Origin of the sequence: Bilifractor porci (genome assembly GCF_009696005.1) — a bacterium.
In the GTDB taxonomy this organism is placed as follows: Bacteria; Bacillota; Clostridia; order Lachnospirales; family Lachnospiraceae; genus Bilifractor; species Bilifractor porci.
On sequence record NZ_VUMV01000003.1, the window covers coordinates 84,421 to 100,057 of the forward strand.

General features: G+C 46.7%; 15 protein-coding genes and 1 pseudogene. 6 read left to right on the forward strand and 10 right to left on the reverse strand.

The features are described 5' to 3' along the window. Positions 1-12: 12 nt before the first annotated feature. The 6 genes from xerA to FYJ60_RS05495 all read right to left on the reverse strand — a co-directional run bounded on the left by xerA (position 13) and on the right by FYJ60_RS05495 (position 6,174). Complete coding sequence (gene xerA / locus FYJ60_RS05470) at positions 13-981, reverse strand: site-specific tyrosine recombinase/integron integrase (protein WP_154457662.1); 969 nt, start codon at positions 979-981, stop codon at positions 13-15. A gap of 59 nt (positions 982-1,040) precedes the next feature. Continuing rightward, positions 1,041-2,192 carry a restriction endonuclease subunit S gene (locus tag FYJ60_RS05475; RefSeq protein ID WP_154457663.1) on the reverse strand — a complete coding sequence of 384 codons (1,152 nt, stop codon included), beginning with the start codon at positions 2,190-2,192 and terminating at the stop codon, positions 1,041-1,043. A gap of 18 nt (positions 2,193-2,210) precedes the next feature. Continuing rightward, positions 2,211-3,722 carry a class I SAM-dependent DNA methyltransferase gene (locus FYJ60_RS05480; protein ID WP_154457664.1) on the reverse strand — a complete coding sequence of 504 codons (1,512 nt, stop codon included), beginning with the start codon at positions 3,720-3,722 and terminating at the stop codon, positions 2,211-2,213. Positions 3,723-3,737: 15 nt separating this feature from the next. Continuing rightward, the gene (locus tag FYJ60_RS05485) at positions 3,738-4,799 is read right to left on the reverse strand and encodes a Fic family protein (protein ID WP_154457665.1); all 1,062 of its coding nucleotides are present in this window, start codon (positions 4,797-4,799) and stop codon (positions 3,738-3,740) included. Between the two features lie 459 nt (positions 4,800-5,258). Next, positions 5,259-5,501 carry a hypothetical protein gene (locus FYJ60_RS05490; RefSeq protein WP_154457666.1) on the reverse strand — a complete coding sequence of 81 codons (243 nt, stop codon included), beginning with the start codon at positions 5,499-5,501 and terminating at the stop codon, positions 5,259-5,261. A gap of 325 nt (positions 5,502-5,826) precedes the next feature. Further along, positions 5,827-6,174, reverse strand: coding sequence for a transposase domain-containing protein (locus FYJ60_RS05495; RefSeq protein WP_154457667.1), 348 nt, complete (start codon positions 6,172-6,174; stop codon positions 5,827-5,829). An 86-nt stretch (positions 6,175-6,260) separates the two neighbouring features. Between FYJ60_RS05495 and FYJ60_RS05500 the strand changes: the two are divergent. From FYJ60_RS05500 to FYJ60_RS05510, 3 genes and pseudogenes are all read left to right on the forward strand, one after another. Beyond that, positions 6,261-6,650: pseudogene (locus tag FYJ60_RS05500) on the forward strand (terminase TerL endonuclease subunit); the annotation flags it as partial. A gap of 53 nt (positions 6,651-6,703) precedes the next feature. Then, a complete protein-coding gene (locus tag FYJ60_RS05505; protein WP_154457668.1) occupies positions 6,704-6,985 on the forward strand; it encodes a type II toxin-antitoxin system RelB/DinJ family antitoxin in 282 nt (93 codons plus the stop codon). 7 nt (positions 6,986-6,992) lie between these two features. After that, entirely contained in the window at positions 6,993-7,418 is a 426-nt protein-coding gene (locus FYJ60_RS05510; protein ID WP_330579121.1) for a putative toxin-antitoxin system toxin component, PIN family, read from the forward strand. Positions 7,419-7,712: 294 nt separating this feature from the next. On the opposite strand, the gene FYJ60_RS05515 is transcribed toward FYJ60_RS05510, so the two are convergent. The 4 genes from FYJ60_RS05515 to FYJ60_RS05530 form a co-directional block, all read right to left on the reverse strand. After that, positions 7,713-8,072: a hypothetical protein gene (locus FYJ60_RS05515; protein ID WP_154457669.1), complete on the reverse strand. Its 360-nt coding sequence runs from the start codon at positions 8,070-8,072 to the stop codon at positions 7,713-7,715. A 60-nt stretch (positions 8,073-8,132) separates the two neighbouring features. Next, positions 8,133-8,891 (reverse strand): tRNA threonylcarbamoyladenosine dehydratase, encoded by a 759-nt coding sequence (locus FYJ60_RS05520; RefSeq protein ID WP_330579122.1) that lies wholly within the window; start codon positions 8,889-8,891, stop codon positions 8,133-8,135. A gap of 349 nt (positions 8,892-9,240) precedes the next feature. Next, the gene (cooS, locus tag FYJ60_RS05525) at positions 9,241-11,424 is read right to left on the reverse strand and encodes an anaerobic carbon-monoxide dehydrogenase catalytic subunit (RefSeq protein ID WP_154457670.1); all 2,184 of its coding nucleotides are present in this window, start codon (positions 11,422-11,424) and stop codon (positions 9,241-9,243) included. Positions 11,425-11,490: 66 nt separating this feature from the next. Continuing rightward, complete coding sequence (locus FYJ60_RS05530; RefSeq protein ID WP_154457671.1) at positions 11,491-12,438, reverse strand: TDT family transporter; 948 nt, start codon at positions 12,436-12,438, stop codon at positions 11,491-11,493. Between the two features lie 460 nt (positions 12,439-12,898). On the opposite strand from FYJ60_RS05530, the gene FYJ60_RS05535 reads away from it, so the two are divergent. From FYJ60_RS05535 to FYJ60_RS05545, 3 genes are all read left to right on the forward strand, one after another. Further along, entirely contained in the window at positions 12,899-13,846 is a 948-nt protein-coding gene (locus tag FYJ60_RS05535) for an ABC transporter substrate-binding protein (RefSeq protein WP_154457672.1), read from the forward strand. 123 nt (positions 13,847-13,969) lie between these two features. Next, positions 13,970-14,821 (forward strand): ABC transporter permease, encoded by an 852-nt coding sequence (locus FYJ60_RS05540; RefSeq protein ID WP_154457673.1) that lies wholly within the window; start codon positions 13,970-13,972, stop codon positions 14,819-14,821. Continuing rightward, complete coding sequence (locus FYJ60_RS05545; RefSeq protein ID WP_154457674.1) at positions 14,818-15,621, forward strand: ABC transporter permease; 804 nt, start codon at positions 14,818-14,820, stop codon at positions 15,619-15,621. The genes FYJ60_RS05540 and FYJ60_RS05545 overlap by 4 nt, the downstream gene beginning before the upstream one ends. Positions 15,622-15,637 lie beyond the last annotated feature (16 nt).

A 15,637-nucleotide genomic window follows, 5' to 3' on the forward strand; every position in this document is an offset into this window, starting at 1 on the left:
TCAAGTTGCCTTTTAGGCTATATATCTCTGATGTGAGTTCTTGACGTTATTCTGATTCACGATTGCATATTGCATCGTAGTATCGATTTGAGAATGTCCTAGGAGCTTCTGTACCTGCTCTATAGGCATGCCTTTGTCTATGGCTCTGGTTGCCATAGTTCGTCTGAACTTATGTGGGTGAATCCGATCCAGAGAAAGCTTCCTTCCCAATTCCCTTATTCTGATCTCCACTCCGCTGATCTTAAGCCGCTTATGCCTTCCATCCAAGGATACAAACAGAGCTGAATTATCATCTGTTCTCGATGCAAGATATTCCATCAGATGGATCTTTGCTTTTGCGTCAAAATAAACCCTACGCTCTTTATCTCCTTTTCCGAATACAACACACTCCCTCTGCTCCAAGTTTACGTCCGCGATATTCAAACGAACAAGTTCTCCCACACGGATTCCTGTAGAATAGAGAAGATCGATAATAGCCAGATCCCTTACTTCCTCGCATGCATCCCGCATTTTCTCCATATTCTCATCCGAGATCACTTCTTTCACCACGGTCTTTGTTTTAATCTTATGAATACGGCGCATTGGGCTTTTTAGAATATAATCTTCTTCTTCCAGCCAGGAAAAGAAGCTGGATATGTTACGCCTGATGTTGTCAATCGTTACTTTGCTGCATCCCCCGCGCTGCTGATACTCCACCAGATAGGCTCGAATCTCATCTGTAGTCATTTTGCGGATAGGTGTGCTGATCTTCTTCAGCATATGATCAACCGTGACTTTGTAATACTGTAGTGTTCGTTCAGAACACCCCTCGATCCGTTTTGCATCCAGAAACAGTTTTAGATATTCGTCGTTCTCGATGTTCTCTTTTTGGGCAGTTACATCGGAAAGGTTTTCTAATAGCACTTCCTGAAGTTTCTTCATCTGTGGGACGCTGAGATACTCCGCCATTTCATTTAGAATGTTAACCAGTTTTTCTTCCATGATGACATACTCCTGTTCGTTGTATACCATCATCCTGCACCAGCCTACGGCCACACATATTATCCAAAATATTGCTGCATCAGACTGTCAAATAACAGTTGTGCTTTATCCAATGCCGACTGCACAGCAACTTTTGATTTGTCGACTTGTTTCATAAACAAAGAAAACTCCTTTTGTAATTCTACTGGAGGAATCATTATCTCAAAACTTCTTATATCTTTTGCAGAAATATGTGGCACTAACGAACCTGTCACATTACTATGTTTGTCGAATCCTCCATTTATAAAGCAATAATATAAATAATCCTGATCAATATCTATAGCTCGTATTCTGGCTGTTCGCTGAATAAGAAGCGCTGGTAAATGATTTGCATCTATACGAGCAACCTTAAATCCCTCAGTTATCCACGGACGATCAAGCGCCATAACTATATCGCCCTCATTGAGCAAATATTCCTCATACCCTTCCAACGACGGCCAATGTACACAATTATCCCACTCTATTCTCTGTGGCATAATGGTTAAACCGCCGCAAATATTTATTCCGTCTTCCACATATTGTTCACTTTTAAAAGGATAACCAGACAGTAAATCTATATGTTTATTAGTTTCCTCTTTCTTCCATCCCATAGGATTCGTAATAGGATCCCCAAACATCTCGACAAATCGGGCTTTGATGAGATCGTCTAATTTCTGTAATTCATCATTTCTTTCCTCTAGAATTGCTGAAACTTTATCCAACAATTCAACTATTTCCTTTTGTTTTTCAAACGGGCAGACCTCAATCTCAACCTTCGATAAAGTTGCTTTATTTAAGGTCTTACCCATCACAGCCTTGTTGGTTCCCTCATCCCAGTTCTTATATTTGAACATGTAATAAATGTACTCTGGAATAAGATCAACCACATGTTTATCATGAAAAGCCATTATGGCCTCATTTGAGTACATTTCTCCTGATGTAATGGCCGTCTTACCAATCGAAAGTTTAAAGCTCATTACAACAGTATTAGCTGGAATCAGTTTTATTCCACTCTCCTCTACAGCTAAGTCAGATATGTATTCTTTTGTATCAGTAACATACTTTCCTGCCTGAGTAAGATCACCAATTGAAATCCACTTGTTATCGCAAGAGTCCCAGTATTCCGGATTATTTCTTGAAGGTGTCTTTCCCATCTGCAGGTCAAATATATCCTCAAGTTTATATCTTGCCATCTATCATCCCCACAAATATCAATTTATCTCATCAGCGAGCATCTTTTCGAGATCATTCAAATCATTTGAAATCTCAGTTTCCAGGCTACGGATACTGGCCAAAATCTCGCTTGTAGGCGGATATTCCACAGGCTTATATTCGACTTTCTTGTACTTATTAATGGACAGATCATATTTGTTATCAACGATTTCCTGCTTTGGCACCATGAAGGACTGCTCCGTTCGCTCACGGCTCATCTCCTGATCCCGATGTCTGAAACGTTTAATAATATCGGGAATGTCATTTTCTTCGATTGGCGTTCTCTTGTCATCCAGGCTGAAACCATCTGCTTTCATGTCATAGAACCAGACATGATCGGTACCGCCGTGGTTTGTTTTCGTGAATATCAAAATTCCGGTGGATACTCCTGCATATGGCTTAAATACACCGGAAGGCATAGAGATCACCGCCTCCAGTCTCTGATTTTCAATGAGCTCCTTACGGATTGCTTTATGAGCAGTTGAAGAACCAAAAAGCACTCCGTCCGGAACGATGCAGGCACAACGGCCGCCAACTTTCAGCATTTGAATGAACAGATCCACAAAGAGTAATTCTGTCTTCTTTGTCTTGCAAAGCCTGAGCAGATCTGTCGAGACAATGTCATAATCAAGGCTCCCCTTAAACGGTGGATTTGCCAAAATCAAGGTATACTTATTCCGATCCGGGTTCTGATCGGACAGGCTGTCACGATATTCGATATAAGGATTATCAATTCCATGTGTCATCATGTTCATGGCGCCAATGCGAAGCATCGTCCGATCCATGTCATAACCATGGAACATATGATTCATGTAGTGGTCTTTTTTCACCCGGTCAAAGAAAATCTCTTCCCGGTGATGTTCCCTTTCATATTCCCCTACAGCCACCAAAAACCCTGACGTACCGCAGGCCGGGTCACATACAACTTCGTCCGGTCCCGGCTGCATCAGCTCTACCATCATCCTGATAATATGCCTGGGGGTCCGGAACTGTCCGTTTACGCCGGAATTTGCCAGTTTAGACAGGAGATATTCGTAAATATCTCCGCGGACATCTGTATCCTTCAGTCCGCTCATCTGTTTATAAAGTTCATCCATGGCATCGACGATCTTGGAAAGCATCAGAGGTGTCGGAATCTTGAAGATCGCATCCTGCATATATTTTGCATAGGCACTCTCTTTATTTCCGTGCAGATCTTTGATAAACGGAAAGACCATCTCCTGCATCACGGAATACATTTTCTGCGCCGGAAAATCATGGAAAACAGACCACTTGAGCTGCGATCCATCAACCATTCGATCTCCGACCTTAACTTCCCCTGCAAATATACTTTCATAGGAAAGGCCCAACATGGCACTTTCCCTGGCATGCAGGTTATCGCTGTCATCCAGGTCGTGAATGAACATGAGATATGTCATCTGTTCAATGACATCCAGCGGATTGGTAAGTCCTCCCGTCCAGAAGATCTCCCATAAAGCATCGATTTTATTTTTCAGTTCACCTGTAATCATGACATCCTCCCAAAATCACTCCTCATTATCCCAATTCCAGCGGTACTTCGTATAACGGCCTCCGCCGATCTTAATGATCTTGTTTTCCTTCTGAAGCTTGGAGAGAGTTCTCTGTATCGTTGCCTGACCGATATTTGGAAATTCTTTTTGTATCTCAGTCTTTGTAAAAGTTCCTAATTTTTTCCGCAGCATCTCTTCGATGCGGTCTGGCTTCGAAACCTTCCGTTCCTCCACAAGTTCCGTGCGTTCCATAAACTCGCGATAGGCAGCTGTTATGACACTAAGCATATATATGACAAATGGCATATAATCATTGTTTCCTTCATGCCACCCCGCTGAGCTCGCCTGCAGTGCATCATAATATTGATCTTTCGTTGTCTCTATAATTTTCTCTATACTGATATACTTGCCAACAAAATATTCATTTTTATACAGCAAAAGCAGTGTAAGCAGCCTGCTCATTCTGCCGTTCCCATCAAGAAATGGATGGATACACAGAAAATCAAGAATGAACATCGGGATAACAAGCAGCGGATCAACCTGAACATCTGCCAGTATCTCCTGATATGCCTTGCATAGATGTTCCATCGCCTCTGGTGTTTCAACCGCCGAAACAGACTGAAATCTTACTTTTCGATTTCCAGCTTCATCCGATTCCTCAATTCTGTTATCGATCGATTTCCAGCTGCCACCGATTCGTGCCTCTTCAAATTTGTACATGTCACGATGAAGCTGCAGTAACAATGCCGGCTTGATGGGAATGTGTTCATAGCTTTCATGGATCGTATTCAAAACATCCCGATATCCGGCAATCTCATATTCGTCTCTGGAATGAGGTGTCGTTTTATCCATGACAATCTTCTTCAACCGCTCATCCGAGGTGTAAATGCCTTCGATTTTGTTTGAACTTTCCGTGCTCTGAATTCTGGCAATTTCAACCAGGTTCTGCAGAATATCCGCATGCCTGGTCGCGATCAGCTCCTGTCTTCCCTTATACTCATGAATTGTTGTCAGATAACTCACAATTTGGGGTGTAAGCAGTTTTGTCCATTTTTTTTGATAAGAGAAATCACGCATATCTCAAGCCTCTATTTTAATCATTTTCAAGTATTTGATATATTTAATTTATCATATGATGCAGTAGAATACAAACCTCTCAATATGATCAATATTGCGAAAATGATCATGTTAAAAAGCTGATGATCATATTATATTCGTATTACCAACACTACATTAAATATGCATGCTTCTCTTCATTCATTCCGACCAAAGATTTGCACCCCCTGGCTTCTTTGCCTGAATCAGTCACCTTTTCAGTCACCCCATCAGTCACTTTGCATAAGATTCGTATTTGTCATTTCTGATCTCCCAATGTCCATGATTTCCGCCTTCAACGTAATGTAATTCATCCATTGCGTTAACACTTCTTTGAAGAGAACAGAGACTGATTGATATCTTTTTTGCCATTTTTTACGGGTAATTCTGTTATTTAACTTCACCATTGAGAGAATTCTAGCAGATCGTAAACAAGCATGTTCAAAATATTTGTCCCGGCTGTTTCAATTTTGCCTTGGGCGGGAATGTTTTGTCGAACGCATCAGCATCCTCATCGCCCACATAATATCCCTGCAGCCTCTGATAGGCACCTGTTAAATCCTTCAGGTATCCGGGAATCAGTTTCCTGCAAAGGAAGAAAGAATCATCTGCGCCCTCCGGAAGGTCGTAATAGCGGATGTCGAATCTACAAGCGTAATCAAATGCACGGTTGATCTGCTCCATTGCGAATACATCAATCCCCTTGTTGCCTTGCTTCTGCCATGACTTTCTTCATCATTTCATCGAATATTTCCGCCCGGATCAAAGCAATTCCCATATCATCACTCAGCACGATAAGCCGGTCTCCTCCCTGCAATTTCAAATGTTCCGTAAGCGGCAAATAATCGGCGTCTATGAAAGGAGCACTGGCTGTGGTAGTCTACAGACAGTGCTCCTTAAAAATTTCATAAAGGATCAAAAATCTCAGCACGGGTGATACTTTTGTTTCTTTTGCGACTTTGGCACGACGCCATGTCTGTGGGCATTCTGCTCACAGGCTCCATATCTACTATGCTCTCTTTCCGATTGTCGTTCCAACCGCTTTCTGCCGATCAGCCTCGTTCCCGGCCATATCTCTTTTACGAGGGGTACGCGGCCGATCCGGTGCCATGAACAGCCGCCCAAACATAGATTGTTGTTTCCGGAGTTTTTTGGCCTCATATTCCTTATACGCGTCGGACCACGGCATCATATCAGCCATAAAGCCAGTGTCCCCACGTGCCCGCCGCAGCGGGATCTGGTCAAACAGATATTGGAGATAGTACCGGACATTTACCCCGTTCTCCTTTGCCGTTTCCACAATGGAATACATGATGGCATTTACCTTCACACCGTCGATCGTGTCGGCAAACAGCACTTATACATCACTATTTTTCGCTTATCCAGAAAACAATCTGACATAAGTAACGCATCTTCAATGATAATAATCTGATACCCTACAACCTGGGCAAACGCTACAACATCCGGGAGATTGCCTTTGACCGATGGGGAGCTGTCCAGATGGTACAGAACCTCGAGGGCATGGGTTTTACCGTTGTTCCATTCGATCAAGGTTTTAAGGACATGTCCCCGCCTACCAAGGGGCTGATGAAGCTCGTCTTAGAACAGCGGAGCGCCCATGGTGGTCACCCAGTGCTCCGTTGGATGATAGACAACATCTTCATCCGCCGTGACCCTGCCGGAAACATCAAGGCCGATAAGGAAAAATCCACGGAGAAGATCGATGGCGCGATCGCCATGATCATGGGACTTGACCGTGCAATCCGCTGTGGAAATGACAGCGGTGAATCGGTCTACGATGACCGTGGGCTTCTCTTTTTTGTAAACATATGATTGCATTTGTATTTGTTTTGTACTAGTATGAAATCAGAAAAGGAGGTGTTCTTATGGCAAAAACACTTGTTCAATTCCGTACAGACGAAACCGAGCGAGCCGAGGCAACTCAAATTTTAGATCAGCTGGGACTGGACATGCCATCCTACCTGAGAATGTGTGTCTCCAGACTGGTCAGGGATCGGGGCATCCCTTTCAGCATGAAAATTAATGAGGCATCTGAAAACAAGGGCGTCTCTGCTATGAGGCGTGCCAGCCGGATTGCGGAAGAAAATGACATCTCTGATATGACGCTTGATGAAATCAATGCCGAAATTGCAGAAGCCAGAAAGTGAGGTGCCTGTGAAATATTTTGCAGTGATTGATACCAACGTTCTGGTTTCCGCAGCACTAAAATGGAAATCCGTCCCCGGAAGCATAGTAAACCTGACATTCAATGACGTAATTGTTCCTCTGGTGAATAAAGAAATTCTTGAGGAATACCGTTCTGTTCTTTTACGACCAAAGTTTCATCTTACAGAGGAAATTGTCCAGGATATCATCGATGAGTTTGTTTCTCATGCACTGGATATTTCTGAAAAACACCTGGATATTGATCTTCCGGATCCGAAAGACAGAGTGTTCTACGAAGTTACGATGCAAGCCAGAAAAGATGAAGATGCATATCTCGTAACCGAAATTATCAAGCATTTTCCTATAAAGCCATATGTAGTAACTCCAAGGCAAATGCTCGATATTATACTGAATGCCACAAATGATAACGAATAAGTACTTTTACCAGCACCAATCCATATTACGGATCGGGCTACCGCTATTACGCCCTGCCTTGTATCGCTGCGATTTTTTGTACCCAAAATCTGTATGTTCGCAAGCATCTGCATCTATTTGAACCTCATTTGATTTAAATGTATAGTTCACTTCATTCACGGAAAACATGTGATGTTTTTCATAGCGCCAGATCTATTACCGCGCAATCCTGCTTATTGCGGGTCTCCCATTAACCCAAAACGTTCCCCATATACTCTCTTCTAAGACAGGCGGAGATTTCTTGATATTCTTGATTTACTCCGCCTGCCGCCGCTCAAACAGCATTGCGTCGGGCGACGATTTTGCGAAATTCTTGATTTGCGTCGCCTGGCTCCGCTCAAACAGCCTCGCGACAGGCGACGATTTTGCGAATTTCTTGATTTGCGCCGCCTGGCTCTGCTTAAATAGACTTGCGTCAGGCGGAGATTTTGGAGAATTCTTGATTTGCGTCGCCTGGCTCCGCTCAAACAGCCTCGCGACAGGCGACGATTTTGCAAGAATCTTGATTTGCGCCGCCCGCCACTGCTCAAATAGCCTGTAGCATGCCACACCAGATGCAGCGATAAGCTTAAAAAAGCTCAAGCGATAAGTCAAAATAAGGTCTTCATAAAACAAGTCTTCAGAAGTTCCTTACTCTGCACTTCACTCGAGCTCAATAAAAAATATCAATTCTTACTAGTTAATCCCAATAAGATCTTTTACTACTTCTCCTGCTATGATCAGTCCGGCAACGGAAGGGACGAAGGCGACGCTGCCGGGAATATCCCGCCGGTCGGTACACTTGTGCTTTGCGCCCGGAGGGCAGATGCAGTTTGTCCTGCAGCTGTTGGCCATGTCATCCAGGGGACGCATTGGCTTTTCCTCAGAGTACACGACCTTCAGGTGCTTTACCTGTCTCTTCTTCATTTCATGGCGCATGACTCTGGCAAGCGGACATACCTTTGTCTGGTAGATATCCGCCACACGGAACTGCGTCGGATCCAGCTTGTTTCCTGCCCCCATGCAGCTGATGACCGGAATATTGTTTTTCTTCGCCTGCATGATGATTTCGATTTTTGCGGTAACCGTATCCACGGCATCCACCACATAATCATATTCTTCAAAAGAAAATTCTCCGGCGTTTTCCGGCAGAAAAAAGGTTTTATGGATCCGGATGTCTGCCTTTGGATTGATTTCCAGCATTCTTTCCTTCATCACATCCGCCTTATCGCGGCCAACCGTTTTCCTTGTCGCTATAATCTGACGATTCAGATTGGTCAGACATACCTTGTCATCATCCACCAGATCAAAATGGCCTACGCCTGTTCTGACCAGAGCCTCGCAGCAAAAGCCGCCCACACCTCCGATTCCGAATACCGCTACCCTGGAATTCTGTAAAATATCCAACGCTTCCTGCCCCAGCAGAAGCTCGGTTCTTGAAAACTGATTCAGCACTGCAATCCTCTTTCTCTATTCCTGTTTTTTCATATAGCATTTTCACTGCAGAACGGAAATTTCCTTCAGTCAGGCATGCTGCGGCCTTTTCTGCACGCCATTCATGTCCGGTCTGCCCGCAGGCACGCTTATGTTCTTTCCTGCTTGCAGGCATTCCGGTCTGCCTGCAGGCATGGCTGCGGCCTTTCCTGAACGCCATGCCTGACCGGCCTGCATATATGTATGCAGTTGTTTCTGTCCGGCGCCTGATCCGATACTGAAAATCCTCTACCTGTATACCACACCCGGAATCATTTGTGAAGCGGAATATAATGAAAGAAGATTGTCGGAATATAATGAAAGAAGACCATCAATCCCAGCCCAGCTTTTTTCGTTTTGCCTTCATATCTTCTACCATCTGCTGTCCCAGCCTGACGGGATCCACATTCACTACCATATGAGAGCCCAGGGTTTCTTCCGTTCCCTGTTTCAGAAACTCAATGACATTTTGGGAACCGAAAATCTGCGCTTCTACACAATGATAAGAAGAGATTCCCATTAGCCGGAAGGCCAGCGCCGCATCCACACCCTTCTCGTTACTCCACTCCGGCGATGTGAATGCATAGGGCATATCCGGAAGCTTCTGTCCCAGAGCTGCCGCGATGCCAGCCATAATTCCGCTGGATCTGGTATTATCAATGCACTCTCCCACATGCCATACCGGCGGCAGGTCCGGCTCCAGGAATTTACGAAGGCTGTCCCCGGCAAGCTGATTGGCGTCTTTTGCACAGTAGCCCAGCTTCATCAGCGGATAGGAGGCGCACCCGTTGGAAAGAATAATCACATTGTTCTGGAGCAATACCTTTGCAACATCGGCGATGCATCTCTCGTAGGGTACCTTTGGATTGTTGCATCCCACCATGTTGACAATGCCTAGAATCCGCCCGTCCCGGATGGCTTCGGCAATCGGACGGAAGCTGCCAAAGCGCCTGTTCAGATACTCCACAGAAAATCCGACTTCTGCCGTCACCTCATACGGAGGAATATAAACGGGAATTCCTTTCCTGTCCTCAAAGCTTTCGATTCCTCTGCGGACTATTTTTTCCGCCAGCGCCCTGGCATCCGCAATATTGGAGTGATGGCGGTCAAATTCCATTCTCTCTGCTCCGGGAAGGCGCGCGGAAGCGCTGGTTGTAATCACGGTTGTCCGGTAGCATTTTGCGACATCCATGATAGCGGGAAAGACATCCTGTACATCCGCAACCCAGAGATCCAGGGCTCCTGTCATCAGCACAAGTTCTGCAGAGACGGCGTTGGACAGCGGGATGACACCGTCATATCGGTACATAGCAGAAAGGCCGCTGCAGCAGATCCCGTAAAAGCGTATTCCTTTTGCCCCTTTTTCCTTTGCCAGCGCCAGCATTTCTTCTGTCTGCCCGCATTTTACGATTTCCTTGACAAGAAGCGGAAGATGCCCGTGTACCGCGATATTCACATATCCCTTTTCCAGGGCTCCGATATTTACCTTAGAGGTTACTCTGTCGCCTACACCAAACAATGCGTCTGTGGCAATGGAAGCCCCGGCCACTCCGGTAAAGCAGAACGCCAGTCCGCAGCGGAGAAACTGCTCCATGGTACTCTTCCAGTCTCCGTCCGTTCCGACTGCCGTCTTGTGATAAGCCTCAAACACCTCATGATAAGCGCTGATCGGCATCAGATCCAGATCCTTCCAGAGCTTTACCCGGTCCGCGGGCGCACAGGCCTCGGCGGTCTTATAAATATGTGCCGGATCCGGACTGGACAGATCTTCCAGAAGTGCCTTTGCCAGATCATAGGCGACATCCTTCAGCTCTCTTCCGTCGGTTGGGATTCCGAAGCCTTTTGCCGTGGCAAGCACCTTCTGCTCTCCCAGAATAGGTGCATCCAGTTTCCCTTCCGCCGCCCACATCAATTCCAGCATTAGTTCTCTTGCATGCATGCCGTGCTGTGCGGCTCCCGCAGCGGCCGCGCGCAGAAGATTTCTTGCGACAATCAAATCCGCGTCTGCCCCGCACACGCCTCTTTTGGCCTTCTGGGTGATCCGGCAGGGTCCCATGTTGCAGATTTTGCAGCAGATTCCGGCAAGGCCGAAATTGCACTGCGGCTGCTGCCGGTCAAACCGGTCAAAAGTGGTATCTATGCCCAGCTGCTCCGAACGTATCAGCATTTCGCGGACAGCAGGATCCGGTGTCTTATCAATCTGATCCTGCTTGGACGGAAACGTCTTGCGATACGCGGTAACCGCGTTCATATAATCGCGGATAAACGCGTCCTCCTCTTCTTTCTTCTCTTCAGATTCTCTGCATCCGGCGGCAGCTTCGTCTCCGTGCTCACACCTTTCCTCCACATGATGCGCATGATGATGCTGCCCTTCGGGGAGATTTCCTTCCTCTACCGCACGGTACTCGGCGTCAATTTTTTCCGGATCATGAGCGGAAGCCTTCAGTGTCACCGTGGGAATCCCGTTCTCATCAAATCCAATCAGATTTCTGTGGCTGTGAATATGTTCTATCATTACATCCTCCTCCGTATTTCATTTATTGCCGCAGTTTTTTCGCAATTCTTTACAATACCCAAAACACTATGTGATGATACCAGTGTCACAAGATACCTTTGTAGTTCCTGTCATAAAATGCAGGTACCTGCAAAACACAATCAGGAGAAGCACCATCCCGACAGCGCATTCCGGCTTCACCAGAAGCTGCAGAAGTTTTCCCCCGATGCCCGCCTGTCCTGCCGCCGCCGCGCTGAGTCTTGTTGCGGCGGCTGTATTAATAAACGGAAAGGTAAAGGCGGAAAAAGACGGATAAAACTGCTTTCTGATCAAACGTAATGCCTGAACCAGTCCGAACACATAAAAAACGTGAGCAAGAAACGCCAGTATCAGGACCGTCGCCTGTCCCCTTGTTCCGTCAAAGGACTGCAGATACCCCACCAGACAAAGACTGACCGGCGCAGCATATATGGCTGTCATCGGCCGGTACTGTTTCTCCACCGGAATGCGGGCATAGCGCACGGTAATCAGAACCATCAGGACCGCTGTACAGGCAAGTCCCCAGTATACCAGCACTCTTCCTATCCGCTGCATCCCGAATACGCTGCCCGTTGCCGCAGCCGCGGTAATCCCGACATACACAAGAAACCAGGTTGTATAGACCCGTTCCAGCCTGAAACGCAGGACAAACCTGCCCGTAAAGTACAAAATCAGAAGGATGTGCAGCAAAAGGCCGATTCCCCAGAGAGCGGCACCGGCATACCGGTTTACAGAGGCAACGCCGACACCGAGAAACATCAGTCCCATGGAAAATGTGCCGGATGCTCCGGCAACAGCCGCATTGCCCATGTCTTCTGCTGATTCCCGCGGAAACAGCAGGAATTTCAGAAGCAGCAGGACAAGCAGAAACAGAGCAGTGCATTCCATCAGTCCCCATAACGCAGCGGAACTGCTTTTCAGGTAATTGCCCAGCGCTGCAAAGCCCAGCATTACACCGGACAAGGGTATTGGAACATGTCTGATTTTTTCTCTCATCTTTTCAAACCTTCTCTTAATACAGATACTTCTGAGAACGCTCTTATTTAATCAATATATTTCATATCGTTATTGTATGTTATTATTACAGCATTCTTCGGCGCTTGTCAACGGAATTTCTGTGATACGCAATGATATCCTGAAAAAATCTGAAGAGACGCGGGACAGCAGAACCGGCCGGCCTTTCTTCCCGATGTTTTATACTGGATAATAACTATATATTATTGCGTTTCCAGTATCGTTTCTTCTGTATTTCCTGTTGTATGACAATTCCAACTTATTTTCATTCTTTTTGCAATTCGGATTGACTGGAGGCACTGACGTCGGTAAAAAGGAATTTTCCTTTACTCGGAATTAACCTGCAATTAATTCTCCCGTGGTATCTGGGCTGTCAGGGCAACCCTATAATAATCCGGTACGTGAAAAAAGGATTTTAAGAAAGAACAAGGGAGGAATCTGTATGAAAATGAACAAACAGTTTGCAGCCATCACCGCAGCAGCCCTCGGCATGTCCATGCTTTTTACGGCCTGCGGCGGCAGCACAGGGAGCACCTCTTCCACCAGCGCGGCGGCCTCTTCCGCTTCCGCTTCTGCGGCAGAAAGCGCAGCTTCTAAGACTGCAGCCTCTGAAAGCGCAGCGGCATCCGCATCCACATCCGGAAGCAGCCAGGCAGCATCGGACACCAGCAGCGATCTGAACAGCAAATCTCTGGATGACATTATCGCAGCCGTTAAAGAAGAAGGCGATGTAGAATCCGTCGGAATGCCTGACAACTGGGCTGACTGGGCTTCTCTGTGGCAGAACCTGAAGGATAATTACGGCATCACCCATACCGACGCGGATATGTCCTCTGCCGAGGAACTGCAGATGTTCCAGACAGAAGGCGAGAATGCGCAGGCAGCAGTCATTGCATCGAACTTTGCCCTGGGCGGAGATCTGACCAATCTGGATCCGGCTTTTGAGTTCTGGGCACAGATGGCAAAGGACGGAAGAATTAACACCCTGGACATCACACAGCAGAATTTTGAGACCGGAGAGGTCGAAGTCGGTGTGGTATGGAGCTTTACCGGCGTTCCGTATTCCAAGGACATCACCAATTATGAAATGAAAGCAACCGTTCCGACAGACAGGTCTATTCAGAGCGGTTATGCTTCTGTGATTAACAAATACGCGCCGCATCCGAATGCAGCTGCTCTGGCAAGAGAGGTTATGTTCAGCGATGAGGGACAGACCTACCAAGCAAATGCTGGCGGTATTCCGACCAGAACGGATGTAACAATCGACGGATTCGATCCGGATCAGTACAAAAACTGCATCCTGATGGATGACACCGACGCTTACTCCAAGGCATGTGAAGAAGTAGTAAGCAGATGGCAGGAAGAAATCACACCGCTTCTTGTTCAGTAAACAGGTTTGCCGGCTTTCCGGCGTAAAAACGGATGGGACGTGCAGACCTCTGCGCGTCCCTTTTCCTGTATGAGTTTTCTGTATGAGTTTTCATCCGATCTTATTTTACCGGAGCAGAATTATATGAAAAAAAGAAAATATATGTATCTTCTGGCGCTTCTGCCATTTCTGGTCATAGCGTTTATGTATGAGATCATTCCTCTTATCACGGTCATTGTAAACAGCTTCCAGTCCGATTCGGGCGGCGGATTCACACTGGAGAATTACCACACGGTTGCTTCCAAGCTTCTCTATCAGATGGCCATTACGAACAGCCTGAAAATTTCTCTGATCTCGGCGGGAATCGGCATCCTGATTGCCTTCCTCGGCGCGCGATCCGCTATGAACGTCGGCAGCCGCTTCCGCAGAGTTTTCATGACAATCCTGAATATGGTTTCCAACTTTGCAGGCATCCCGCTTGCGTTCGCCTACATGATTCTCCTTGGAAATGCCGGAATTGTCGTACAGCTGGGACGCACGATGGGCTGGGATGCACTGGCGAATTACAACCTGTATACCTCCAACGGCCTGGCTATGGTTTATGTGTATTTCCAGATACCGCTTTCCACCCTTCTCCTGATCCCGGCTTTTAACGCGATCCGGAAAGAATGGAAGGAGGCTTCCATGCTTCTGGGTGCGGGAAGCAATACCTTCTGGCTGAAAGTCGGTATTCCCGTCCTGATGCCCAGTATTCTGGATACGTTCAGCATCCTGTTTGCCAACGCTCTGGCTGCCTACGCGACGGTCTACGCCATTATGATGAACAGTATCTCCCTGCTTCCTATCCAGATAGCCGGATGTTTTGTCGGCGAGGTGAAAATCCAGAAGGGACTGGGCGGAGCCTTATCCGTTACCATGATGGTAATCATGGTCATTATGATCCTTCTGACCAGCACCATCAGTAAGCATTTCCAGAAAGGAGTGAAAAAAGCATGAAAAAACATCGCGCCGGTTCCGGCATTATCCCCCTTCTGATTCTTGTCTGGCTTCTGATTCCGCTGATCGTTACCATTATTTATTCCCTCTTTCAGAACTGGACAGGGATTATTCCGAGAGGCTTTTCCCTGAAAGCCTATGCGGAGATTTTCAGCGACCCCGCATTTCTGGCAGCCCTGGGCCGGACCGTCCTGATCTGTAACATTCCGATTCTGATCACGATTCTGCTGATTCTGCTGGCGCTTTTTGTGACCGAGCTGTTTTTCCCCGGTCTGGAGCGCGTGGTGCAGATTATCTGCATGATTCCGTACACCATTCAGGGAGTCATTCTCTCGGTCAGCATCCTGTCCATGTATGTGGCAAACAAGACCTTTCTGGGCAGCTGTCTGGTCATGCTGATCGGTGCGTACTGCATCATCATTCTGCCGTACATCTACCAGGGGATCCGCAACGGCATGCGGGCGGTCAATATGCCTGTCCTGATTGAAGCCGCCGAAACTCTCGGTGCTTCCAGAATCTACGCGTATTTCCGGATTATCGTGCCGAATATTATTTCCTCTGTGATTGTGTCCTCTCTGCTTGCGGTCGGCATTATCTTCGGCGACTATGTCCTTGTCCGCAATCTGGACGGGTCTTCATTCCAGAACATTCAGATCTACCTGTATCAGGCAATGAAATCCGACAGCATGAAATCCAGTGCGGTATTTGTGGTCATTATGGCAGTCACTTTTACTATCTCCGCCATAGTCCTGTGGATTCAGGGCCGACAGGGTAAGCATTCGGAGAAAGCAGCGAAATAACAGCAAACACGAGGTA